This window comes from Streptomyces mabaensis (assembly GCF_053763515.1).
Genome location: NZ_JBSOPZ010000022.1, coordinates 13188 through 36481, shown reverse-complemented (window position 1 = coordinate 36481; position 23294 = coordinate 13188). Strand labels below are relative to the sequence as shown.

21 protein-coding genes and 2 riboswitches are annotated in these 23294 nt (G+C 70.8%); of the genes, 17 read left to right on the top strand and 4 right to left on the bottom strand.

Annotated features, from left to right (window positions below):
- Positions 1-19: 19 nt before the first annotated feature.
- On the bottom strand, positions 20-1144 hold the full coding sequence (gene gcvT, locus ACWV17_RS20490; RefSeq protein ID WP_455360887.1) for a glycine cleavage system aminomethyltransferase GcvT: 1125 nt from the start codon (positions 1142-1144) through the stop codon (positions 20-22).
- Between the two features lie 35 nt (positions 1145-1179).
- Positions 1180-1303: riboswitch (glycine riboswitch) on the bottom strand.
- A riboswitch (glycine riboswitch) is annotated at positions 1304-1402 on the bottom strand.
- A gap of 159 nt (positions 1403-1561) precedes the next feature.
- Here gcvT and ACWV17_RS20485 point away from each other — a divergent pair.
- From ACWV17_RS20485 to ACWV17_RS20440, 10 genes are all read left to right on the top strand, one after another.
- Positions 1562-2263 carry an AAA family ATPase gene (locus ACWV17_RS20485; RefSeq protein ID WP_455356836.1) on the top strand — a complete coding sequence of 234 codons (702 nt, stop codon included), beginning with the start codon at positions 1562-1564 and terminating at the stop codon, positions 2261-2263.
- A gap of 57 nt (positions 2264-2320) precedes the next feature.
- Positions 2321-3082 (top strand): enhanced serine sensitivity protein SseB, encoded by a 762-nt coding sequence (locus tag ACWV17_RS20480; protein ID WP_455360886.1) that lies wholly within the window; start codon positions 2321-2323, stop codon positions 3080-3082.
- A 170-nt stretch (positions 3083-3252) separates the two neighbouring features.
- A complete protein-coding gene (locus ACWV17_RS20475; protein ID WP_455356819.1) occupies positions 3253-4029 on the top strand; it encodes an enhanced serine sensitivity protein SseB C-terminal domain-containing protein in 777 nt (258 codons plus the stop codon).
- Between the two features lie 416 nt (positions 4030-4445).
- Complete coding sequence (locus tag ACWV17_RS20470; RefSeq protein WP_455356818.1) at positions 4446-5444, top strand: ABC transporter permease; 999 nt, start codon at positions 4446-4448, stop codon at positions 5442-5444.
- A gap of 115 nt (positions 5445-5559) precedes the next feature.
- Positions 5560-7341 (top strand): ABC transporter substrate-binding protein, encoded by a 1782-nt coding sequence (locus tag ACWV17_RS20465; protein ID WP_455360885.1) that lies wholly within the window; start codon positions 5560-5562, stop codon positions 7339-7341.
- A gap of 125 nt (positions 7342-7466) precedes the next feature.
- Entirely contained in the window at positions 7467-8465 is a 999-nt protein-coding gene (locus ACWV17_RS20460; protein ID WP_455356816.1) for an ABC transporter permease, read from the top strand.
- A complete protein-coding gene (locus ACWV17_RS20455; RefSeq protein WP_455356815.1) occupies positions 8462-9559 on the top strand; it encodes an ABC transporter ATP-binding protein in 1098 nt (365 codons plus the stop codon). Before ACWV17_RS20460 ends, ACWV17_RS20455 begins: the two co-directional genes overlap by 4 nt.
- A 26-nt stretch (positions 9560-9585) precedes the next feature.
- The gene (locus ACWV17_RS20450; protein ID WP_455360884.1) at positions 9586-10728 is read left to right on the top strand and encodes an ABC transporter ATP-binding protein; all 1143 of its coding nucleotides are present in this window, start codon (positions 9586-9588) and stop codon (positions 10726-10728) included.
- Positions 10729-10746: 18 nt separating this feature from the next.
- Positions 10747-11409, top strand: a complete 663-nt coding sequence (locus ACWV17_RS20445; protein ID WP_455360883.1) for a trimeric intracellular cation channel family protein — start codon at positions 10747-10749, stop codon at positions 11407-11409.
- A 46-nt stretch (positions 11410-11455) separates the two neighbouring features.
- Positions 11456-12313: a thioesterase family protein gene (locus ACWV17_RS20440; protein ID WP_455360882.1), complete on the top strand. Its 858-nt coding sequence runs from the start codon at positions 11456-11458 to the stop codon at positions 12311-12313.
- A gap of 46 nt (positions 12314-12359) precedes the next feature.
- On the opposite strand, the gene ACWV17_RS20435 is transcribed toward ACWV17_RS20440, so the two are convergent.
- Complete coding sequence (locus ACWV17_RS20435; protein ID WP_455360881.1) at positions 12360-12773, bottom strand: ester cyclase; 414 nt, start codon at positions 12771-12773, stop codon at positions 12360-12362.
- A gap of 164 nt (positions 12774-12937) precedes the next feature.
- Here ACWV17_RS20435 and ACWV17_RS20430 point away from each other — a divergent pair, with 164 nt between their 5' ends.
- On the top strand, positions 12938-14101 hold the full coding sequence (locus ACWV17_RS20430) for a cysteine desulfurase family protein (RefSeq protein ID WP_455360935.1): 1164 nt from the start codon (positions 12938-12940) through the stop codon (positions 14099-14101).
- Here ACWV17_RS20430 and ACWV17_RS20425 read toward each other — a convergent pair.
- Positions 14094-14753 carry an N-acetylmuramoyl-L-alanine amidase gene (locus tag ACWV17_RS20425; RefSeq protein ID WP_455360880.1) on the bottom strand — a complete coding sequence of 220 codons (660 nt, stop codon included), beginning with the start codon at positions 14751-14753 and terminating at the stop codon, positions 14094-14096. The two genes, ACWV17_RS20430 and ACWV17_RS20425, sit on opposite strands and share 8 nt — an antisense overlap.
- A gap of 62 nt (positions 14754-14815) precedes the next feature.
- Here ACWV17_RS20425 and mnmA point away from each other — a divergent pair, with 62 nt between their 5' ends.
- Positions 14816-15949, top strand: a complete 1134-nt coding sequence (gene mnmA, locus ACWV17_RS20420) for a tRNA 2-thiouridine(34) synthase MnmA (protein ID WP_455360879.1) — start codon at positions 14816-14818, stop codon at positions 15947-15949.
- Between the two features lie 48 nt (positions 15950-15997).
- Here mnmA and ACWV17_RS20415 read toward each other — a convergent pair whose 3' ends face one another.
- Positions 15998-16375 carry a DUF427 domain-containing protein gene (locus ACWV17_RS20415; RefSeq protein ID WP_455360878.1) on the bottom strand — a complete coding sequence of 126 codons (378 nt, stop codon included), beginning with the start codon at positions 16373-16375 and terminating at the stop codon, positions 15998-16000.
- On the opposite strand from ACWV17_RS20415, the gene ACWV17_RS20410 reads away from it, so the two are divergent.
- From ACWV17_RS20410 to gatC, 5 genes are all read left to right on the top strand, one after another.
- Positions 16374-17072, top strand: coding sequence for an SDR family oxidoreductase (locus ACWV17_RS20410; protein ID WP_455356807.1), 699 nt, complete (start codon positions 16374-16376; stop codon positions 17070-17072). The two genes, ACWV17_RS20415 and ACWV17_RS20410, sit on opposite strands and share 2 nt — an antisense overlap.
- The gene (locus ACWV17_RS20405; RefSeq protein WP_455360877.1) at positions 17069-18064 is read left to right on the top strand and encodes a methionine synthase; all 996 of its coding nucleotides are present in this window, start codon (positions 17069-17071) and stop codon (positions 18062-18064) included. Before ACWV17_RS20410 ends, ACWV17_RS20405 begins: the two co-directional genes overlap by 4 nt.
- A gap of 14 nt (positions 18065-18078) precedes the next feature.
- Positions 18079-20262, top strand: a complete 2184-nt coding sequence (gene ligA / locus ACWV17_RS20400; RefSeq protein ID WP_455360876.1) for an NAD-dependent DNA ligase LigA — start codon at positions 18079-18081, stop codon at positions 20260-20262.
- A 241-nt stretch (positions 20263-20503) separates the two neighbouring features.
- Positions 20504-22675: a putative bifunctional diguanylate cyclase/phosphodiesterase gene (locus tag ACWV17_RS20395; RefSeq protein WP_455360875.1), complete on the top strand. Its 2172-nt coding sequence runs from the start codon at positions 20504-20506 to the stop codon at positions 22673-22675.
- A 322-nt stretch (positions 22676-22997) separates the two neighbouring features.
- Positions 22998-23294, top strand: a complete 297-nt coding sequence (gene gatC / locus ACWV17_RS20390; RefSeq protein ID WP_455360874.1) for an Asp-tRNA(Asn)/Glu-tRNA(Gln) amidotransferase subunit GatC — start codon at positions 22998-23000, stop codon at positions 23292-23294.

The window sequence follows — 23294 nt, the reverse complement described above, 5'->3', positions numbered from 1 at the left end:
GAGACGCGCGTGTGCGAGGTCACTTCTGGCGCTTGTAGAAGGGGAGCGCCACGACCTCGTACGGCTCATGGGTACCGCGAATGTCGACGCCCACGCCGGAGGTGCCGGGCTCGGCGTGTGCGGCGTCCACGTACGCCATGGCGAGCGGCTTGCCGAGCGTCGGGGAGGGCGCGCCCGAGGTGACCTCGCCGACGACCTTGCCGTCGGCGACAACGGCGAAGCCGGCACGGGGCACCCGGCGGCCTTCGGCGATCAGGCCGACCAGCTTGCGCGGGGGCTTGGTCGCGGCGCGCTCGGCGGCGGCTTCCAGGGCCGCCCGGCCCACGAACTTGCCGTCGTTGGAGGTCTTCTCGAACTTGACGACCCGGCCGAGGCCCGCGTCGAACGGCGTCAGCGCGGTGGTCAGCTCGTGCCCGTACAGCGGCATGCCCGCCTCCAGGCGGAGCGTGTCGCGGCAGGACAGTCCGGCCGGGACGAGGCCGACGGGGGTGCCCGCCTCGGTCAGGGCCTGCCACAGCTTCTCGGCGTGCTGCGGGTCGACGAACAGCTCGAAACCGTCTTCGCCGGTGTAGCCCGTACGGGCGATCAGCGCGGGGACACCGGCGACCGTGCCGGGCAGGCCGGCGTAGTACTTCAGCCCGTCCAGGTCGGCGTCGGTCAGCGACTTCAGGATGCCGGGGGACTCGGGGCCCTGGATGGCGATGAGCGCGTACGCGTCACGGTCGTCGCGGACCTCGGCGTCGAAGTCCTCGGCGCGGGCGGTGATCGCGTCCAGCACGGTCTGGGCGTTGGAGGCGTTGGCGACGACCATGTACTCGGTCTCGCCGAGGCGGTAGACGATCAGGTCGTCGAGGATGCCGCCGTCCTCCTGGCAGATCATCGTGTAGCGGGCGCGGCCCACGGCGACACTGCCGATGTTGCCCACCAGGGCGTAGTCCAGGCAGTTCGCGGCTTCGGGGCCGGTGACCGTGATCTCACCCATGTGGGAGAGGTCGAAGAGACCGGCCTTGGTGCGGACCGCGTTGTGCTCGTCGCGTTCGCTGCCGTACCGCAGCGGCATGTCCCAGCCCGCGAAGTCGGTCATGGTCGCGCCCAGCGCGCGATGCACGGCATCGAGGGCGGTCAAACGGGGGGTGTTCGTCATGGGGGTGGCTCCCAGGGCATGGCCGATGAGGACTTTCCTCCCCATCTGTCATCGGAACCTGAGAGGTTCACCACGACCTGTACGTACAGTCGGCTGTACGCAGTCGTGACTTGCACCTTGGGTGGAGCCACCTGGCAGCGGCCCGCTTTTCAGATGTGCCTCGCCCGCGCGGTACGGGGCCTGAGAGATTCAAGGGAGGGACTTGCTCCTTCGGCGCCCGGCACACACAGGTGGCCGGGACTCTCCCGCGCAGGTTCAAGCGGCCTTTATGCAGTTGGCGCGGACATCATTGCACGCATCGGAGCAGAACGGGGGCCCGGCCCCGAACCCGGCGCGAACGGCAAAACGCTTGTGCCTCATTACCGCTTCTTTACACTCGGTGACAGGGTAGGTGTGAACCCGAACCGGGGGAGGACGATCAATTTGACGAGGCCTGGGGCGTATGCGACGACCGCGGGGGTCGCGCAGGGCGCGGTCACCGCGCAACCAGGCGTGCCCGTGCCCGGGGAGGCCCTCGGGCGGCCCGAGCCCCTGGTCCGCGACCTGCGGGACCGGCCCGGCCGCGGCCCGCGCGGCCTCGACTTCGCCGCGGGAGACGTGGTGGTCGTCTCGGGCCTGCCGGGCAGCGGCAAGAGCACGCTGATCAAGCGCACCGCGGCGACGCGCAGCATCGACTCCCAGGACGTCCGGGAGCGCTGGGAGGCCCGGATGCCCGGCTTCCTGCCGTACGCGGTCTACCGCATCCTGGTGCGCGTCGCGCACTACGCCGGGCTGTGGCGGGCACTCCGCTCGGGCGAGAGCGTCGTCGTGCATGACTGCGGGACGCAGGCGTGGGTGCGGCGGCTGCTGGCCCGCGAGGCCCGGCGCCGGGGGAGCGCGCTCCATCTGGTGCTGCTCGACGTCACCCCCGAGACCGCCCTGGAGGGCCAGGCCGAGCGGGGCCGCGGCGTCTCCGGGTACGCCTTCTCCCGGCACCGGCGGGCGGTCGGCCGGCTGGTGGGCGACGCGGAGAACGGCCGGCTGCCGGCCGGCTGCGCCTCGGCCGTCCTGCTGGACCGGAGCGCGGCGGGCGCCCTGCACCGGATCACCTTCACACCGGCCGACGGCCGCGCCGAGTGACGGTTTAGGGTTCCCGCAGGTGGCGCGGCAGCGTGGCGGGAAGGGATCACGGTGAACATGGACATTCCGGCGCAGGGCGCTCCGTACGGCGGCTGGCCGGTCAACGAGCTCGAAGAGGTGCTGGCCGCCTCGGTCGGGAACCCCGCCGCCGGAGGCCGGCTGATCGAGGTGCTCGGGCGCAGCCATGTCTGGGTGCCGCTGCCCAACGGGGGCGGTCCCGACAGCCCGAATCTCGACCTGCCCACCATGGACATCCACGGCGCCGCGTACGTGCCAGTCTTCAGCTCCGAGCAGCAGTTCCTGCACTGCGCGGGTTCGCACATGCCGTTCACCGTCGCGCCCGCCCGGGAGTTCGCCCGCGGCCTGCCGCCGCAGCTGGGCATCGCGGTGAACCCGGACGGCACGGTGGGCGTCCCACTGCCGCCCGAGGCCGTCGCCGAGCTGTGCCGGGTCGGCCGCACGCCGCTGGACGGCCCCGCGAGCGGCGGCCGGGTGCGGCTCTTCGAGCCGGACTGGCAGGACGACCCGGTCGACTTCCTGGCGACGGCGTCGGAGGAGTTCGCGGCGTCCGGCGTGGTGCGTTCCGCCCGGCGCTGCCTGGCCAGCATCGAGGGCGACGCCCCGGTGCTGTTCGTCGGCGTCGAGTTGCTCGCCTGGGAGCCTGCCGAGCGCAACGCGCCGATGGACGCCCTGGGCCGGGCATTGGGCCGGGCCCAGGTCCCCTGGCCGGTCAACCTGGTGCTGCTCGATGTGGCTCAGGACCCGGTGAGCGAATGGCTGCTGGAGCGGGTGCAGCCGTTCTACCGGCGCGAGCCCTAGCCGACCGCGGCCGCAGCCGTGCCCGCGTGCGCGAAGTCATGCGTCAAGGCGGTGTCAGGACTGCCGCTTAAGCTGGTTTGATGACCTGGCCGCACGCGTGTGCACCGCAGGCGGCCGTCGGCCCCGTGACCGCGGGCCGGCACGGTGGACGGAAGAGGGGCGGGTCCCAGGTGAGTGCGTCAGGCACGGCGGCGGCCGGGCAGGTCGAGCACATGCTCCGCCAGGTGACGCCGGGGCGCTACGACGCCTACGAGGCGCTGCTGCACGCCCTCGCGGACGGCCAGGTCTGGATGCTGCTCTGGCAGGGCCAGGCCGGCTCACCCGACGCGCAGTACGGGAACATGGACGTCGACGGACACGGTTACGCGCCCTGCGTCACCTCTACCCAGGAGCTCGCCGCCAGCGGCTGGAACCGTGCCTGCGAGGTGACCACCGGCCGTGACATCGCCTGCGCCCTCTACCCCGACGGCTGGGGGATCTGGCTCAACCCGCACGCCCCCGGCGGCGGCGTGGGCATCCCGTGGGCCGACCTGCGCCGGATCGCCACCGGCCTGGAGCGGATGCCCGCCGGACCGCTGCGGCTCTCCGAACCCGCCATCGAGATCCCGCAGTTCTACGCCCAGCTCACGCAGAACGCCCATCGCACGGGCCCGGTCCGCGCATTGCGCCGCGCCTGGGTCCAGCCGGCGGTCGGTACTCCGTACCTGGCCATCGGCCTCGATCTCTACGACACGACCGCGCCGTCGGTGGAGGCGGCCCGCACGATGATGCGGCAGTCCCTCGGCGCCGTCCCGGAGGGGCTGCCTGTCTCCACGGTCGCGATGTCCGACGAGTACGACCCGGTCGTGATGTGGCTGCGGGCGAACGCCCGGCCGTTCTACGACCGCGAGGCCCACCAGCCCGCCGCGGCGCCCCCGGCGGCCTCGGGGTACCAGGGCACGTACTGACCCCGAGGGCGGCGGCCCCTTCCGGCCCTCCCCGGCCCTTCCCCCGGCCCCGTACCCCGCCCCCTCGGCCCGGCTTCTGTCACCTTCCGGGCAATTCCCGTGTATCCAGCACACGTTGACTTACGTGTCCGATCCGGGCGATACGGGCCGTCTTGCTCCGCTGAGCCGATCACCGCGTCCGCATAACGGAAGCCTCCTGGCCACATCACGGTTGCGCATCCATTCCCCGCCAGGTCTGGCGGGTGATCGCGGCAGCGTTGAAGACTCCCGCAACAAGGACCCGACGGTCCTGCGTACCAGCTGCTCCATCGAGCAATTTACGCACCACGCGCACCATTTGCACCATTGATGGAACGAAGCCGCTACAGCGGCGGGCATGGGCCGGCCACCGTCGGCCGAGAGGGGTCCCCACACCGATGACGGCACCACTGCACGACACGAGCGCGGCCGAGACCGCAGCTGTCGACGTCGCCGCCGATGTTCCCCAGAAGGCGATCGAGGGACGGTCCCCGTGGAAGATCGCCTGGATCCGGCTGAAGCGCGACAAGATCGCTCTGGCCGGCGGCGTCGTGGTGCTTCTGCTGGTTCTGGTCGCGATCTTCGCCCCGCTGATCGTGAGCCTGTTCGGTCATCCGCCGGAGGAGCTGCACGAGGACCAGATCGACCCGCTCCTCGGCACCCCGATCGGCTCCTGGGGCGGCATCAGCTCCGAATTCCTGCTGGGAGTTGAGCCGGTCAACGGCCGCGACGTGTTCAGCCGGATCGTCTACGGCGCCCGGATCTCCCTGCTGGTCGCCTTCCTCTCCGCGTTCGTCGCGGTCTCGCTCGGCACCATCTTCGGCGTCGTCGCCGGCTACTTCGGCGGCTGGGTCGACGCGGCGGTCAGCCGGGTGATGGACCTGCTGCTCGCCTTCCCGCAGCTGCTCTTCATCATCGCGCTGATCTCGGTCACCCCGAACGCGCTCTTCGGCTTCTCCGGCTCGGGCCTGCGGATCGCGGTGCTCGTGCTCGTGATCGGCTTCTTCGGCTGGCCGTACATCGGCCGTATCGTCCGCGGCCAGACGCTCTCGCTGCGTGAGCGAGAGTACGTCGAGGCTGCGCGCAGCCTGGGTGCGGGACGGGCGTACATCCTCTTCCGTGAGCTGCTGCCGAACCTGGTGGCCCCGATCACCGTCTACGCGACGCTGATGATCCCCACCAACATCCTGACCGAAGCAGCCCTGAGCTTCCTCGGCGTCGGCGTCAAGCCGCCCACTCCGTCGTGGGGCGAGATGCTCCAGACAGCCGTGCGCACCTATGAGGACGACCCCGTCTTCATGATCATCCCCGGTCTGGCGATCTTCGTCACCGTCCTCGCCTTCAACCTCTTCGGTGACGGCGTACGGGACGCGCTGGACCCCAAGGGATCCCGCTGACCCCCCACGCCCCACACGTCCCTGCGGACACCCAGCCCCTGCCGACCAGTCAGGAGCGACAGCCAAGAACCACGGCCCCGAAAAGACCGTGACTACAACGGAGGTTGCGAGCATCGTGACAACCCATCGCACGTCGAAGCGCAGGCTTGCCGCAGGCACGGCTGTCGTGCTCGCGGCCCTGCTGTCCACCACCGCATGTGGCGGCAACGGCAAGGACGACGAGCAGGACGGTGCCGGCAAGGCGCCCGGATTCAACGCGGGCATCGGCAAGGTGGCCAACCCGTCCGACAAGAAGGGCGGCACCCTGAAGTTCGTCGGCACGCAGGACGCCGACTCGTGGGACCCGCAGCGCGGTTACTACGGCTTCATGTGGGACTTCGCCCGCTACTACACCCGCCAGCTCGTCAGCTTCAAGGCGGAGCCGGGCCAGGCCAGCACCGAGCTCGTGCCGGACCTCGCGACCGCCAACGCCGAGATCTCGGACGGCGGAAAGACCTACAAGTACACCCTCAAGGACGACGTGACCTGGGAGGACGGCACGCCCGTCACCTCGCAGGACATCAAGTACGGCATCGAGCGCACCTGGGCCCAGGACGTCATCTCCGGCGGCCCGGTCTACCTGATGCAGGTCCTCGACCCGAAGACCGAGTACAAGGGTCCCTACAAGGACACCACGCCGGACAAGCTCGGCCTGAAGGCCATCGAGACGCCGGACGCGAAGACCATCATCTTCAAGCTCCCGAAGCCGAACGGCGACTTCGAGCAGATGCTCGCCATGCCGGCCGCCTCCCCGGTGAAGAAGGAGAAGGACACCGCGGCCAAGTACGGCCTGAAGCCCTTCTCCAACGGCCCGTACAAGATCGACTCGTACGCGCCGAACAAGTCGATGACGCTGTCCCGCAACACCAACTGGAAGCAGTCCTCGGACACCATCCGCAAGGCGCTTCCGGACAAGATCACGGTCACCTTCATGACCAACGCGGACGACATGGACAAGCGCCTGATCAAGGGCGACTTCGACGTCGACATCAACGCCACCGGCATCGGCCAGGCGGCCCGTACCACGGCTCTGCGCGAGCACAAGGCCAACCTGGACAACGGCCAGACCGGCTTCATCCGCTACGCGGTGTTCCCGCAGACGGTCAAGCCGTTCGACAACGTCGAGTGCCGCAAGGCCGTCATCTACGCCGCCGACAAGAAGTCGCTGCAGACCGCCCGCGGCGGCCCGCAGGCCGGCGGCGACATCGCCCCGAACATGCTCCCCACGGGCATCAAGGGCGCGGACCCGAAGTACGACCCGTACGAGGTCCTGCAGAACGACGGCAAGCCGAACCTCGAGAAGGCCAAGGCGGCGCTGAAGGCCTGCGGTCAGCCGAACGGTTTCAAGACCACCATCGCGGTGCGCAACAACAAGCCGGTCGAGGTGGCCACCGCCGTCTCGCTGCAGAACGCGCTGAAGCAGGTCGGCATCGACGCCCAGGTCGACCAGTTCGACGGTGCCCAGACGTCCGGCATCATCGGTTCGCCGAAGGTCGTCAAGGACAAGGGCTACGGCATCATCATCATGGGCTGGGGCGCGGACTTCCCGACCGGCCAGGGCTTCTCGCAGCCGCTGGTCGACGGCCGGTTCATCCTGCCGAGCGGTAACAACAACTTCTCGGAGCTGAACGACCCCGCGATCAACAAGCTCTTCGACGACGCCATCGCCGAGACCGACCCGGAGAAGGCCGGCGAGATCTACAAGCAGATGAACCAGAAGGTCTCCGAGGCCGCTGTCTACCTGCCCTTCGTCTACGACAAGACGATCACGTGGCGCAGCAGCCGACTGACCAACGCCTACACCGCGGACGCCTACAACGGCCGCTACGACTACGCCTCGCTCGGCGTCGTCAAGTAAAACCCAGTCAGTTCACGTTCCAGTGCCACACCCGCTAGGCACGAAGGGCAGGTGATGGCCGCGAGCGGTGGCCCGGAGCCCTCTCCACGAGAGAGGGCCCCCGGGCCGCCGTCGGGCCGAGCGCAGTGCTTGCATATCTCATCAGGCGAATCTTCGCCGTCGTCGTCATGCTGATGGTCATCACGCTGGTGACCTTCGGAATCTTCTTCCTCTTCCCCAAGATGATCGGGACGGACCCGGCGCTGTACTTCGTCGGCAAGCAGTCCGACCCCGCCGCCATCGAGGGCATCAGGCAGAAGATGGGCCTGGACGACCCGATCCTGGTCCAGTTCGGGAAGTTCGTGGTCGGGCTGGTGGCGGGGCGTACGTACGCCAACGGCACCGACGTCACGCAATGCGCCGCGCCCTGCTTCGGGTATTCGTTCAAGACCGAGCAGGAGGTCTGGCCGCTGCTGCTCGAGTGGCTGCCGGTCACCTTCTCGCTCGCCCTGGGTGCCGTGGTGCTGTGGGTGATCGGTGGCGTCGCCACCGGCATCATCTCGGCCCTCAAGCGTGGTACCCCGCTGGACCGTTCGGCGATGGGCATTGCTCTCGGCGGTGTCTCCCTGCCGATCTACTTCACCGGCATCCTGTCCCTCGCGCTCTTCTCCGACCAGCTGGGCTGGTTCGAGCGCCCGGACGCGGAGTTCAGCGATGATCCGGCGGCCTGGTTCAACGGCATGGTGCTGCCGTGGGTCACCCTCGCCTTCCTGTACGCGGCGATGTACGCCCGCCTCACCCGGGCCACCATGCTGGAGGTCCTCAACGAGGACTACATCCGCACGGCCCGTGCCAAGGGCCTGACGGAGCCCGTGGTCATTGGCAAGCACGCGATGCGGTCGACCATGACCCCGATCCTGACCGTCCTCGGCCTGGACCTCGGCGCCCTGGTGGGCGGCGCGGTCCTCACCGAGAGCACCTTCTCCCTGCACGGCCTCGGCTATAACGCGGTGAAGGCCATCAGCGACCACGATCTGCCGGTGATCCTCGGAGTCACCCTGATCTCGGCCTTCTTCGTCGTCCTCGCCAACCTCGTCGTGGACCTCATGTACGCAGTGATCGACCCCCGAGTGAGGCTCTCATGACGGATCTTGTGAAAACCGGCGCCGTCGGCGAGCCGGTCGCCGGCGGTTCGGTTCCGTCCACCGCCTTCCTCGAAGTACGCGATCTCCAGGTGCACTTCCCGACCGACGACGGTCTGGTGAAGTCCGTCGACGGCCTCTCCTTCCAGTTGGAGAAGGGCAAGACCCTCGGCATCGTGGGCGAGTCCGGTTCCGGCAAGTCGGTGACGTCGCTCGGCATCATGGGCCTCCACCGCGTCGGCCAGTACGGCCGGCAGAAGGCGCACCTCTCGGGTGAGATCTGGCTGAACGGCAAGGAACTGCTGTCCGCCGATCCGGACGAGGTACGCCGGCTGCGCGGCCGCGACATGGCGATGATCTTCCAGGATCCGCTGTCGGCCATGCACCCGTACTTCACCATCGGCAAGCAGATCAGCGAGGCGTACCGGGTCCACCACAAGGTGGACAAGAAGGTCGCCCTCAAGCGGGCCGTCGAGCTGCTCGACCGGGTGGGCATCCCGGAGCCGCACAAGCGGGTCGACAGCTACCCGCACGAGTTCTCCGGCGGTATGCGCCAGCGCGCGATGATCGCGATGGCGCTGGTCAACAACCCCGAACTGCTCATCGCGGACGAGCCGACCACCGCCCTCGACGTCACCGTCCAGGCGCAGATCCTCGACCTGATCCGGGACCTGCAGAAGGAGTTCGGCTCCGCGGTCATCATCATCACCCACGACCTCGGCGTCGTCGCCGAGCTGGCCGACGACATCCTGGTGATGTACGGCGGCCGGTGCGTCGAGCGCGGTCCCGCCGAGAAGGTGTTCTACGAGCCCCAGCACCCCTACACCTGGGGCCTGCTGGGCTCGATGCCGCGGATCGACCGCGACCAGACCGAACGCCTCATCCCGGTCAAGGGTTCGCCGCCCAGCCTGATCAACATCCCGAGCGGCTGCGCCTTCCACCCGCGCTGCCCGTACGCCGATGTACCCAAGGGCGGGATCACCCGGACCCAGCGTCCCGACCTCCGTGAAGTCGGCAGCCGGCACTTCTCCGCCTGCCACATGTCACAGGAGGACCGGACCCGGATCTGGACCGAAGAGATTGCGCCGAAGCTGTGAGGGACCAGGCTGTGCCGGAGACGAACGTGACGATCCCCCCGCAGGCGGACGGCTCGACCGCACCGCTGCTCAAGGTGTCCGGGCTGGTCAAGCACTTCCCGATCACCAAGGGAGTGCTCCGCCGGCAGGTCGGCGCCGTGAAGGCGGTCGACGGCATCGACTTCGACGTGCGTCCGGGGGAGACCCTGGGCGTGGTGGGCGAGTCCGGCTGCGGCAAGTCGACGATGGGCCGGCTGATCACGCGTCTGCTCGAACCGAGCGGCGGGAAGATCGAGTTCGAGGGCAAGGACATCACGCACCTCGGTGTCGCGGGCATGCGCCCGATGCGCCGGGATGTACAGATGATCTTCCAGGACCCGTACGGCTCGCTGAACCCGCGCCACACGGTGGGCACGATCGTGAGCGCCCCGTTCAAGCTCCAGGGAGTCACGCCCGAGGGCGGGGTCAAGCAGGAGGTCCAGCGGCTGCTGAGCCTGGTGGGCCTCAACCCCGAGCACTACAACCGCTACCCGCACGAGTTCTCCGGCGGCCAGCGCCAGCGCATCGGCATCGCCCGAGCACTCGCGCTGAAGCCGAAGCTGGTCGTGGCGGACGAGCCGGTCTCCGCGCTGGACGTGTCGATCCAGGCGCAGGTGGTCAACCTGCTGGACGACCTCCAGGACGAGCTGGGCCTCACGTACGTGATCATCGCCCACGACCTGTCGGTCATCCGCCATGTCTCGGACCGTATCGCCGTGATGTACCTCGGCAAGATCGTCGAGCTGACCGACCGCAAGTCGCTGTACGAGGCGCCGATGCACCCGTACACCAACGCGCTGCTCTCCGCGGTGCCGGTGCCGGACCCGCGGCGGCGCGGTGTGAAGAGCGAGCGCATCCTGCTCAAGGGCGATGTCCCCTCGCCGATCTCGCCGCCGAGCGGCTGCCGGTTCCACACGCGGTGCTGGAAGGCGACGGAGATCTGCAAGACGCAGGAACCGCCGTTGCTGGCGCTGAAGTCCGGCCACCAGGTGGCCTGCCACCATCCGGAGAACGCTCCGGACCAGGCGGTGGGTGACAAGGCGCTGGAGTCGGCGCGCGAGGCGATCGAGGTCGTCGCGGTGACGAAGTCGCCGGCTCCCGACCCGGCTCCCGAGTCCGCCGAGTCCGCCAAGGAAATCGGAAAGCAGTAGAACCGGCACAATTGCCGGGTGCTCCACGAACTCTTCACCCCCTCCGTCCAGCACGGGCTCGACGTCGCCGGGATCTTCGTCTTCGCGATCTCCGGCGCGCTGCTCGCCGTACGCAAGAACTTCGACGTCTTCGGCATCGCCGTGCTCGCCGAGGTCACCGCGCTGGGCGGGGGGCTGTTCCGTGATCTGATCATCGGGGCGGTGCCGCCGGCCGCCTTCACGGATCTGGGGAATTTCGTCACCCCCCTGCTGGCGGCGGCCCTCGTCTTCTTCCTGCACCCGCACGTCGAGCGGATCAACGGCGCGGTCAATGTCTTCGACGCGGCCGGTCTCGGCCTGTTCTGTGTGGCGGGGACGACCAAGGCGTACGAGTACGGCCTCGGCCTCACCGCGTCCGCGGCGCTGGGGCTGGCCACCGCCGTGGGCGGCGGCGTCCTGCGTGACGTGCTCGCCAACGAGGTGCCGTCGCTGCTGCGCTGGGACCGCGACCTGTACGCCGTGCCGGCCATCGTGGGGTCCGTGATCGTCGCCCTGTGCATCCGGTTCGACTCGCTCAACGGGCTGACCAGCGGGATCGCCGTGGTGACGGCGTTCGTCCTGCGGCTGCTCGCGATGCGCTTCCACTGGCGCGCACCGCGCGCGTGGCACCGGCGCTCGGAGGCTGCCGAGGAAGTCGGCTGAGGCGGAAAGCTACCGCTTAGTAGCGGACCGGTGTACCGTGCATCCCATGGCACAGGCAGCGGAGATTCAGGCAACCATCGGGGACAGCGAGTTCGATCGCGACACCACTGTCGTTCCGCGTGGTCCCGGAGAGCCGGGCGTCTACGACGCGGAGCTCTCCGCGGGCTGGACGATCATCCAGGCCGTCAACGGCGGCTACCTCCTCGCCCTGCTCGGCCGCGCCCTCGGTGACGCGCTGCCCCACCCGGACCCTTTCACGGTCTCGGCGCACTACCTCACCCCCTCGCACCCCGGCCCGGCGGTGATCCGCACCCAGGTCGTCCGCACCGGACGGACCCTCTCCACCGGCCAGGCCTCCCTCTTCCAGCTCGACGAGCACGGCGCGGAGATCGAGCGGATCCGCGTGCTCGCCTCGTACGGGGACCTGGACGCGCTCACCGAGGACGTACGGACGACCGCGACCGTGCCCGTCATGCCCGCCTTCGAGCACTGCCTCGGCCCCGAGGACGGTCCCGCGCCCATCCCCGGCAGCTCCGCGATCACCGAACGGCTGCGGCTGAAACTCGACCCCGCGACCGCCGGCTGGGCCATCGGCGCGCCGTCCGGCAAGGGGGAGATGCGGGCCTGGTTCGGGCTGGCCGACGGCCGTGACGCCGACCCCTTCTCGCTGCTGCTCGCGGTGGACGCGCTGCCGCCGACCGCCTTCGAGCTGGGGCTGAAGGGCTGGGTTCCGACGGTAGAGCTGACCACGCACATCCGTCGCCGCCCGGCGCCGGGGCCGCTGCGGATCTCCATCACCACGCGCAATCTCGCCGGTGGATTCCTGGAGGAGGACGCCGAGGTCTGGGACAGTGCGGACCACCTGGTGGCCCAGTCCCGCCAGCTGGCCCGCGCCCCGCGCTGACTCTTTCCGGGCCCGGCCGGACCGGACCGGGCCGGGCCGGACCGGGCTACGGCTCGGCCAGGCCGAGCTGGATGCGCTGCGTCAGTGCGTCGTAGTAGACCGCGCCGTCGATGACCTTGCCCTGGTCGTCGTAGTGGAGGACCTCGCAGAACGGCACGTCCATCCGCTTGTGCGTCGCGGGTATGTCGTCGTCGAGTGGACCGTCGTTGATGCCACGGCCCTGGAACAGGGCGATGGTGGTGTCGCCGCCGTTGATGTAGCGGATCTGCTCGGCGCGGGCGTCCGAGAACGCCCTCACCCACTCCTGCATCAGGGTCAGCAGCTCCTGCGCGCCCTTGGACGTGGTACCGCGCGCCTGGTCGGCGTACGTCACCTCGGGATGCAGCAGTCGCGTCACCGTGTCCCAGTCGCGTTCGTTGAAGGCGCGCGTCATGGCCTTGTGTGTGGCGATGTTGTGCATGTCGCCTCCGTGGGTGGCTGGTGCGGAGGTCCGGCAGCGGGCTCATTCCAGAATGGCACCGGGGGTACGGCAGTCAAGTCCTGGCGCACGCCCGGCACCGCAGGCCCGGTGCACCCCCGCGCCGGGTCCGCGCCCTCGCCGCGGCTCGTAGAATCGTGACCACCATGGCCTACCTCGACCACGCCGCGACCACTCCGATGCTGCCGGAGGCGGTCGAGGCGATGACCGCCCACTTCGCCGTCACCGGCAACGCCTCGTCCCTGCACGCTGCCGGCCGCCGGGCGCGCCGTACCGTCGAGGAGGCCCGCGAGGCCCTCGCCGACGCGCTGGGGGCGCGGCCGAGCGAGGTGGTGTTCACCGCGGGCGGCACCGAGGCCGACAACCTCGCCGTCAAGGGGCTCTACTGGGCGCGGCGGGACGCGGACCCCGCCCGGACCCGGGTGCTGGCCAGCCCCGTCGAGCACCACGCCGTACTCGACGCGGTGCACTGGCTCGGCGAGCACGAGGGCGCGACGGTGGAGTACCTGCCGGTCGACGCGTACGGCAGGGTGCACCCCGAAGCGCTGCGCGCGGCGATCGAGCGGAACCCCGCCGACGTTGCGCTGGCCACCGTGATGTGGGCGAACAACGAGATCGGTACGGTCCAGCCGGTCCGGGAACTGGCCGCCGTGGCAAGCGAGTTCGGCGTTCCGCTGCATGCCGACGCGGTGCAGGCCGTCGGTCAGCTCGAGGTGGGTTTCGCGGATTCGGGGCTCGCCGCCATGACCGTGAGCGGCCACAAGATCGGTGGCCCCTACGGCATCGGCGCGCTGCTGCTCGGCCGCGAGTACAGCCCCGTACCCGTCCTGCACGGCGGCGGGCAGGAGCGGCACGTCCGCTCCGGCACGCTCGACGTGCCCGCGATCGCGGCCTTCGCGGTTGCCGGGGTACTGGCCGCCGAACGGCGCGAGCAGTTCGCCCGGGAGATCGGCGGCCTGCGCGACGAGCTGGTCAAGGCGGTACGCGCGGCCGTTCCGGACGCGATCCTCGGCGGCGACCCGGACGACCGGCTGCCCGCGAACGCGCACTTCACCTTCCCCGGCTGTGAGGGCGACTCGCTGCTGCTCCTGCTGGACGCCCAGGGCATCGAGTGCTCGACCGGCTCCGCCTGCACGGCCGGCGTGGCCCAGCCCAGCCACGTCCTCCTCGCCACCGGCACGGATCCGGACCTGGCCCGCGGCACTCTCCGCTTCTCGCTCGGCCACACCTCCACCAAGGCGGACATCGACGCCGTGGCCGAGGCGATCGGCCCGGCGGTGGAGCGGGCCCGCACGGCTGGCCTCAGCTGAGGACCTTGCGGGCCTGGGCCACCAGCTGCAGATAGCGGTCCCAGTCCCAGTGCGGTCCGGGGTCGGTGTGGTCCGTCCCCGGCACCTCCACGTGCCCGATGATGTGCTCCCGGTCGACGGGTATCCCGTACCGCGCGCATATCCCCGCCGCCAGCCGCGCCGAGGAGCGGTACATCGCGTCGGTGAACGAGGCCGGCCGGTCGACGAAGCCCTCGTGCTCGATACCGATGCTGCGCTGGTTGTAGTCCCGGTTCCCTGCGTGGTACGCCACGTCCAGCTCGCGGATCATCTGCGCGACGTGCCCGTCCTTGCGCACGACGTAGTGCGCCGCCGCCCCGTGCCCCGGGTCCTTGAACACCTTGAGCGCGACCGGGTAGCTGCCCTGGACGACATGGATGACCACCCGGTCGACGGTGTAGTCGTCGGGCCGGTCCGCGCGCCGCCAGTTCGCCGGGGAGGCGGCCGTCCACTCCGCCCCCGCGTGGTCCAGCTCGCCCTCCTTGCGCGGCTTCTCGACGCCCGGCACCCGCCACCAGACGCGCTTCAGCTCATCCCTCGCCAGGATGCCCGCTCCCGCCGCGGCGCCGAGGCCACCGATCAGCAGCGCCCGGCGGCCGACACCGCGGCTCGTGTCCTTCCCCACTCTCCCCATGCGATCCACAACGGTTACGCCCAAGCGATCAGTTCCCCGGGACACGTACCCTGTTTGGTGCTATGACTCAGACTCCGCAGCAGACCCCGCAGCGCCCCCTCCGTATCCTCGCCGCCATGTCCGGCGGCGTGGACTCCGCCGTCGCCGCCGCCCGCGCCGCCGAAGCCGGGCACGACGTGACCGGCGTCCACCTCGCGCTCTCCGCGAACCCGCAGTCCTTCCGGACGGGCGCGCGCGGCTGCTGCACGATCGAGGACTCCCGCGACGCCCGCCGGGCCGCGGACGTCATCGGCATCCCCTTCTACGTGTGGGACCTGGCCGAGCGGTTCCGCGAGGACGTCGTCGAGGACTTCGTCGCGGAGTACGAGGCCGGCCGCACCCCCAACCCGTGCCTGCGCTGCAACGAGAAGATCAAGTTCGCCGCGCTGCTCGACAAGGCGCTCGCGCTCGGCTTCGACGCCGTCTGCACCGGCCACTACGCGACGGTCGTCCTGAACGAGGACGGCACCCGTGAGCTGCACCGGGCCAGCGACATGGCCAAGGACCAGTCGTACGTCCTCGGTGTGCTGGACGAGAAGCAGCTCGCGCACGCCATGTTCCCGCTGGGCGACACCCTGACCACCAAGGACGAGATCCGCGCGGAGGCGGAGCGCCGGGGCCTGGCGGTCGCCAGGAAGCCGGACAGCCACGACATCTGCTTCATCGCGGACGGCGACACCCAGGGCTTCCTGGCGGACCGGCTCGGCCGGGCGGAGGGCGACATCGTCGACGAGTCGGGCGCCAGGCTGGGCACGCACGACGGTGCCTTCGGCTTCACGATCGGCCAGCGCAAGGGCCTGCGCATCGGCCACCCCGCGCCGGACGGCAAGCCGCGCTATGTCCTGGACATCTCGCCGGTGAACAACACCGTCACTGTGGGCCCCGTCGAGGCGCTGGACGTGACCGGGCTGACGGCGATCAAGCCCCGGTGGTGCGGCGCGCCCCCGGCCGGCCCCGGTACGTACACCGCGCAGCTGCGCGCCCACGGCGGTGAGACCGAGGTGTCGGCGGAGCTGGTCGACGGCGAGCTGCGGGTCACCTTCGGCGAAGCGGTACGCGGGGTGGCGCCGGGCCAGGCGATCGTGCTGTACGACGGCACCCGGGTCGTCGGCTCGGCGACCATCGCGACGACCCAGCGGGCGGCCGCGGTCGCCTGACCCCGGCCGCTACGCGGGCCACCCGTGAACGCCCCGGACGCCCGCCGGTCAGACGACCTCGGTGTCGTAGAAGCAGAAGTGGCCCCTGATCGCGGCGACATCGGGCTTCGGGTCCGGGTACGCCCATACGAGATCCGCCGCGCCCGGCACCGACCAGTAGTCGGCGTCTCCCTTGAAGGGACAGTGGGTGTGGGTGTCCGAGCGCGTCAGCAGATCGGTGCGTACGTCCTCGGGCGGCAGGTAGTACCTCACCGGGCACCCCGTCTCGCGCAGCAGCAGCGGCCGCCGGCTCTCCGCGAGGACCTGCCCGTCGCGCACGACGCGTACGTGCGCGGTGCCCTGCTCGATGGTGATGCGGTGTCCTTGGGTCATACCGACCTCAGCACCGGGGCGGGCCGACTTCTTCCCTTCCGGTGATGCGAGCATGGCCGGTATGGCTATCCATCTGATCACCGGTGCCGGTTCAGGGATCGGCGCGGCCGTCGCGCGCCGGCTCCACGAGCGGGGCGACGAGCTCGTCCTGCTGGCCCGGGACGCCGGCCGGGCCAAGGAGCTCGCCGCCCGCTTTCCCGGCGCCCGCACGCTCGTTGGCGACCTCGCCAACCCGGACCGGCTGTCCTGGGCCTTCGACAAGCAGGCCCTCCCCGGTCAGCTCGACTCGCTGCTGCACATCGCGGGCATCGTCGACCTCGGCCCGGTCGGCGATCTGCGCCCGAAGACCTGGCACGAGCAGCTCAATGTGAACCTGATCGCGCCGGCCGAGATCACCCGCCTCGTGCTGCCCCAACTCCGCGTCTCCCACGGCCATGTGGTCTTCGTCAACTCCGGCGCCGGCCTCGCCGCGCACGCCGAGTGGGGCGCGTACGCCGCCTCCAAGCACGGCCTGAAGGCCCTCGCCGACGCGCTGCGCCACGAGGAGAAGCCGAACGGCATCCGCGTCACCTCGGTCTACCCGGGCCGCACCGCGAGCCCCATGCAGGCCAAGGTGCACTCCCAGGAGGGCAAGGAGTACGACCCCGCGCGCTGGATCGACCCGGAGTCGGTGGCCACGACGATCGTGATGGCCCTCGACCTGCCGCGCGACGCGGAGGTCCACGACCTGACGGTGCGGCCGGGACGATGAACAAGATCACGTGGGGCGGAGCCACGGGTGTCGGGTCGCTGCCCGGCGGCGACGCCCGCGAGGCCGCGAAGACCGCCATCGGGTCCTTCGAGGACTTCCCGTTCCTGCCGGAGTTGCCGGCGCGCGGCCCAGGCGCGGACATGATCGGGCGGACCATCGGGCTGCTCGTGGAGATGTACGCGCATGTCGAGCCCAGCGGCTGGCGGATCAGCGACCGGCCCGGGCGGGACACCCGGCGCGGCCGGTCCTGGCTGGGCGAGGACCTCGACGCGCTGGAGGAGTTCACCCAGGGCTACGAGGGTGTGCTCAAGGTGCAGGCGGTCGGCCCGTGGACGCTGGCCGCGGCGCTGGAGCTGCGCGGCGGCGAGGCCGCGCTCGGCGACCCGGGCGCCTGCCGGGACCTGGCCGGCTCGCTGGCCGAGGGGCTGCGGGACCACCTCGCGGAGGTGCGACGCCGGGTGCCGGGCGCCGAGGTGGTGCTCCAGCTCGACGAGCCGTCGCTGATCGCCGTCCTGCGCGGGCACGTCAGGACCGCCAGCGGATACCGGACGCACCGGGCGGTGGACCGCCAGGTCGTCGAGGCGACGCTGCGGGAGGCGGTCGGGGTGACCGACGGTCCGGTGATCGTGCACTCGTGCGCGCCGGACGTGCCGTTCGCGCTGCTGCGGCGGGCCGGTGCGGCGGGTGTCTCGTTCGACTTCGGCCTGCTCACCGAGCGTGACGAGGAGGCGGTCGGCGAGGCGGTGGAGGGCGGCACGAAGCTCCTCGCCGGCATCGTGCCGGGCACCGACGGCCCATTGTCGGACCCGGCCGGTAGCGTCATGGGTGTCAGGACGCTGTGGCGCAGGCTGGGGCTGTCACCGGGGACTCTCGCCGAGTCCGTGGTGATCACTCCGTCGTGCGGGCTCGCGGGGGCGTCGCCCGCGTACGCCCGCGCGGCACTCGCGCACTGCGCCCGGGCGGCGAGGTCTCTCGCGGACAACCCTGAGTAACGGGAGGACAGACGGTGGCTGGCGAACAGGACGCAGTGGTGCCCGCGGAGGCACGGGAGAAGCACGCGCTCCTCGCTGAGCAGGTCGAGGAGCACCGCTTCCGGTACTACGTGAAGGACCAGCCGGTCGTCAGCGACGCGGAGTTCGACATACTGCTGCGCGAGCTGGAGGCGCTGGAGGAGGAGTACGCGGAGCTGAGGACGCCCGACTCGCCCACCCAGAAGGTCGCCGGGGCGTACGAGACGGAGTTCACCGCGGTGCAGCACCGCGAGCGGATGCTCTCCCTCGACAACGCCTTCGACGAGCAGGAGCTGACCGGGTGGGCCGAGCGCCTCGCCCGCGAGGTCGGCACGTCGACGTACCACTTCCTGTGCGAGCTCAAGGTGGACGGCCTCGCGGTCAACCTCACGTACGAGCACGGGCGGCTGACCCGCGCCGCGACCCGCGGCGACGGCCGCACCGGCGAGGACATCACGCCCAACGTCCGGACGATCGCGGAGATCCCGGACCGGCTGGCGGGCGACCGGATTCCCGAGCTGGTGGAGATCCGCGGCGAGGTCTACTTCCCGATGGCGAAGTTCGAGGAGCTGAACGCGCGGCTGGTGGAAGCCGGGGACAAGCCGTTCGCCAATCCGCGCAACGCCGCCGCCGGATCGCTGCGGCAGAAGGACCCCAAGGTCACCGCGACGCGTCCGCTGCACATGGTGGTGCACGGCATCGGCGCCCGGGAGGGCTTCGAGATCGACCGCCTTTCGCAGGCGTACGGCCTGCTGCGGGAGTGGGGCCTGCCGACCGCGCAGCACAACAAGGTGGTCGGCTCGCTCGACGAGGTGCGGGAGTTCATCGCGTACTTCGGCGAGAACCGGCACTCCGTGGCGCACGAGATCGACGGCGTGGTCGTCAAGCTGGACGAGATCCGGCTCCAGGGACGGCTGGGTTCCACCTCGCGGGCGCCGCGCTGGGCGATCGCCTGGAAGTACGCGCCGGAGGAGGTCAACACCAAGCTGGTGAACATCCGCGTCGGCGTGGGCCGCACCGGCCGGGTCACGCCGTACGCGCAGGTCGAGCCGGTCAAGGTGGCGGGCTCGGAGGTCGAGTTCGCCACCCTGCACAACCAGGCCGTGGTCAAGGCCAAGGGCGTCCTCATCGGCGACACGGTGGTGCTGCGCAAGGCGGGCGACGTGATCCCGGAGATCCTGGGGCCGGTCGTCGATCTGCGGGACGGCACCGAGCGCGAGTTCGTGATGCCGGCCGAGTGCCCCGAGTGCGGTACGGAGCTGCGGCCGATGAAGGAGGCCGACATCGACCTCCGCTGCCCCAACTCCCGCTCCTGCCCGGCGCAGCTGCGCGAGCGCCTGTTCTATCTGGCCGGCCGCAAGTCGCTGGACATCGAGAACTTCGGCTATGTCGCGGCGGTCGCGCTGACCCAGCCGCTGGAGCCGGCCGAGCCGCCGCTGCGGGACGAGGGCGACCTGTTCGACCTCACCGTCGAGCAGCTGCTGCCGATCAGGTCGTACGTACGGGACCAGGACAGCGGGCTGCCCAAGCGCGACCCCAGAACGGGCGAGGAGAAGATCGTCACCTTCTTCGCCAACCAGAAGGGCGAGCCGAAGACCAACACCCTGGCGATGCTGAAGAACATCCAGGCCGCCAAGGAGCGTCCGCTGGCGCGGATCATCACCGGTCTGTCCATCCGTCATGTGGGGCCGGTGGCGGCCGAGGCGCTGGCCCGCGAGTTCCGCTCGCTGGAGCGGATCGAGCAGGCGACGGAGGAGGAGCTCGCGTCCACCGAGGGCGTCGGCCCGACCATCGCGGCCTCGCTCAAGCAGTGGTTCGCGGAGGACTGGCACCGGGAGATCCTGCGCAAGTGGCGGGCGGCCGGGGTCCGGATGGAGGAAGAGGGCGGCTGGAAGGACGAAGGACCGCGTCCGCTGGAGGGCCTGACCGTGGTGGTGACGGGCACGCTGCAGAACCACACGCGAGATGGCGCGAAAGAGGCGCTCCAGAGCCTCGGAGCGAAAGTGACCGGTTCCGTTTCCAAGAAGACCGCTTTCGTCGTGGTGGGTGAGAGTCCTGGCTCGAAGTACGACAAGGCGGTCCAGTTGAAGGTGCCCGTGCTGGACGAGGAGGGCTTCGCCGTCCTGCTGGCACAAGGCCCCGACGCCGCGCGCGAAGCCGCCGTGCCCGTCGGGGAGTAGCCGTGCCGGCCGGGACGAAGAGGGGGGCGGACATCACCCGTTCGACGCATACCAGATGGATAAGGGTGGCCAGGTCGCATTCGGGCAACCCCCGCCGACCGCTGCCCGTGGACGCCTTCCGCGGCCTACTGTTGAGGGGTGCGCCTGTCGTGCGCGGCTGTGTGGTGGGCACTCGGCCGTGGTGGCATGACAACGGGGCCACCACGTGGCACGGGCACCGCCGGCAGTGAGAGGGACGGGCATGAAACCGACCGAGAGCGCCGCCCCTGACCCACGCCTGCGCAGGTTCGGGGGCCTGGTCCCCGGCTCCCCGGCACAGCCCCCGCACGACATGGCGGCCAGGCTCATCCGCGCGCTGCCCGGCGCCGTCATGGCGGTCGCCGGCCTGATGCTGGCCGGCGGCGTCTTCAGCACACTGAGCGACGGGCGCGCCCTGTTCCCCGGCGCAGCCGTCGGCTGGTCCCTCGCCCTGCTCACCGGGATCATCGTCGGCCACCTGGTGGCCCTCGGCCGCGGCAGGTGGTGGGGCGGCACCGGCTCCGGTGCGGCGCTCACCCTCTCGGTACTCCTGCTGTACGGATGGCTGCCGGCCGGGCTGGTCAGTCTGGCCGTCATCGTGCTCGTCGGGCCGGCCCGCAGGCGCCGCTGGCGCCTGGGCGTCCTGCACGGCGCGGTGGACATCGTGGGCATCGGCGCGGGCGCGCTGGTCCTCGCGGCGTTCGGGGTCGTACCGACCGTCGAGCAGCCCTGGCAGCCGCTGGACTGGGGCATCGAGGCCGTCCCCCAGGTGGCCCTGGCCGCCGGCGCGTACCTCGGCGTCACCCGGGTGCTCCTCTGGTACGCCCTCGCGCAGCACGGCGGGCTGCCCACCATCGCCCGTACGGCCCTGCTCAGGCAGGCGCTGGTCGCCGGCGCCCTGCTCGGCATCACGCCGCTGATCTGCGTGGTCGCCGTATCGGTGCCGGTGCTGCTGCCGCTCTTCGCCGTCCCGCTGATCGCCCTGGACTCCACGCTGTGGATCGCCCGGGCGCGGGCGGAGGAGCAGTTGCGCGATCCGCTGACCGGGCTGCCCAACCGGCAGTGGCTGCTGGAGCGGACCTGGTCGGCGCTGGACGAGGCCGAACGGCTCGGCTCCCGGGCGGCCCTGGTCCTGATAGACCTCGACCGGTTCCGCTCGGTCAATGACACGCTCGGGCATCTGGCGGGCGACCGGCTGCTGCTGCAGATAGCGGAGCGGCTGCAACTGGCGCTGCCCCGTGGTGCGGAGGCGGCCCGGCTGGGCGGCGACGAGTTCGCCGTACTGCTGCCCACCACCGACTCCACCACCAGCGCACAGCGTGTCGCCCGCCACCTGGTCGCCGAACTCAGCTCACCACTCGACCTGGACGGGCTCACCCTCGTCCTGGAGGCCAGCGCGGGCCTGGCCGTCTTCCCCGAGCACGCGCTCGACGCGGAGGGGCTGCTGCGGCGCGCGGACGTGGCGATGTACCAGGCCAAGCGGGACCGCACGGGTGTCGAGGTCTACGAGTCCAAGCGCGACAGCAACACCCCCGACCGGCTCGGACTGCTGGGCGACCTGCGCCGGGCGCTCGACGCGGGCGAGGTCGAGCTCCACTACCAGCCCAAGGTCCGCTTCGACGGCCAGGTCGCCGGGCTCGAAGCGCTCGTGCGGTGGGTGCACCCGGAGCGGGGCCGGGTCTCGCCCGACGAGTTCATCGCCATCGCCGAGTCCTCCGGACTGATGCCGCACCTGACCGAGTACGTGCTGGAGACCGCGCTGGCCCAGGTCGCGCGGTGGCGCGCGCAGGGGCTGTACGTACCGGTGGCCGTCAACGTCTCGCCGCGCGACGTCCACACCCCCGGCTTCGCCGGCGCGGTGGCGGCCCGGCTCGCGCGCCACGGTGTCCCGGCCGGCGCCCTCCAGCTGGAGATAACGGAACACGTACTGCTGGAGGACCCGCAGCGGGCCGCCGACACCATGGCGGGCCTCACCGGCCACGGCGTGAAGATGTCCCTGGACGACTTCGGTACGGGGTACTCCTCCCTGGTGCACCTGCGCCGGCTCCCGGTGAGCGAACTCAAGATCGACCGCTCGTTCGTGGCCCGGCTCGCGGTCGACACCGAGGACGCGGAGATCGTCCGGTGCACGGTCGACCTCGCCCACTCACTCGGCCTGCTCGTCGTTGCGGAGGGCGTCGAGGACGACGAGACCTGGGAGCGCCTGCGCGACCTCGGGTGCGACGCGGTGCAGGGGTGGCTCGTCGCCGCCGCGATGCCTCCGGAGGAGGCGACGGCCTGGCTGCTGGCCCGCGGCGAACACGGCTGGCGCCGGCCGGCGGAACTGGCGGCGGCCTCCACCGCGGACCCCGCCCCGAAGGAGGCGGACGCCCCGTCCGGCCAGGTGCTGAACTAGGGCCTCTCGTTTGGATCAGGCCGGATCAGGGAGCGGGGTCTGGTGCCGTGCATCGCAAGGCGGAGGAAGGAGCCATGGCGGAGCCCTGGCGACTGACGACAACGCGGCGAGGTGCGGTGCCAGGCCCCGCGAGCCCGGCAAGATCCAAAAGAGAGGCCCTGGGGGGATGTCCGGGGGCCGGGGGCGCCCCGGTTTCGGGCCGGGGCGAGGCCGGGGAAGGACCCCCGGATCGCGCCCCGCCAAACCGTTTCGTGGCCGGGGGCCCGAGCCCCATAGGATTGGGCCCGAAACTACACACTCACCACCCCCAGAGGATCGCTGCATGCCTGGCATCACGCGCGAGGAGGTCGCCCACCTCGCTCGGCTGGCGCGTCTGGAGCTGAAGGCCGAAGAGCTCGACCACTTCGCCGGACAGCTCGACGACATCATCGGCGCGGTCGCCCGCGTATCCGCGGTAGCCGACCAAGACGTTCCGCCGACCTCCCACCCGCTCCCGCTGACGAACGTCATGCGAGCGGACGAGGTCCGTCCGTCGCTCACCCCCGAGCAGGCGCTCTCCGGCGCCCCCGCCCAGGAGCAGCAGCGTTTCAAGGTGCCGCAGATCCTGGGGGAGGACTAA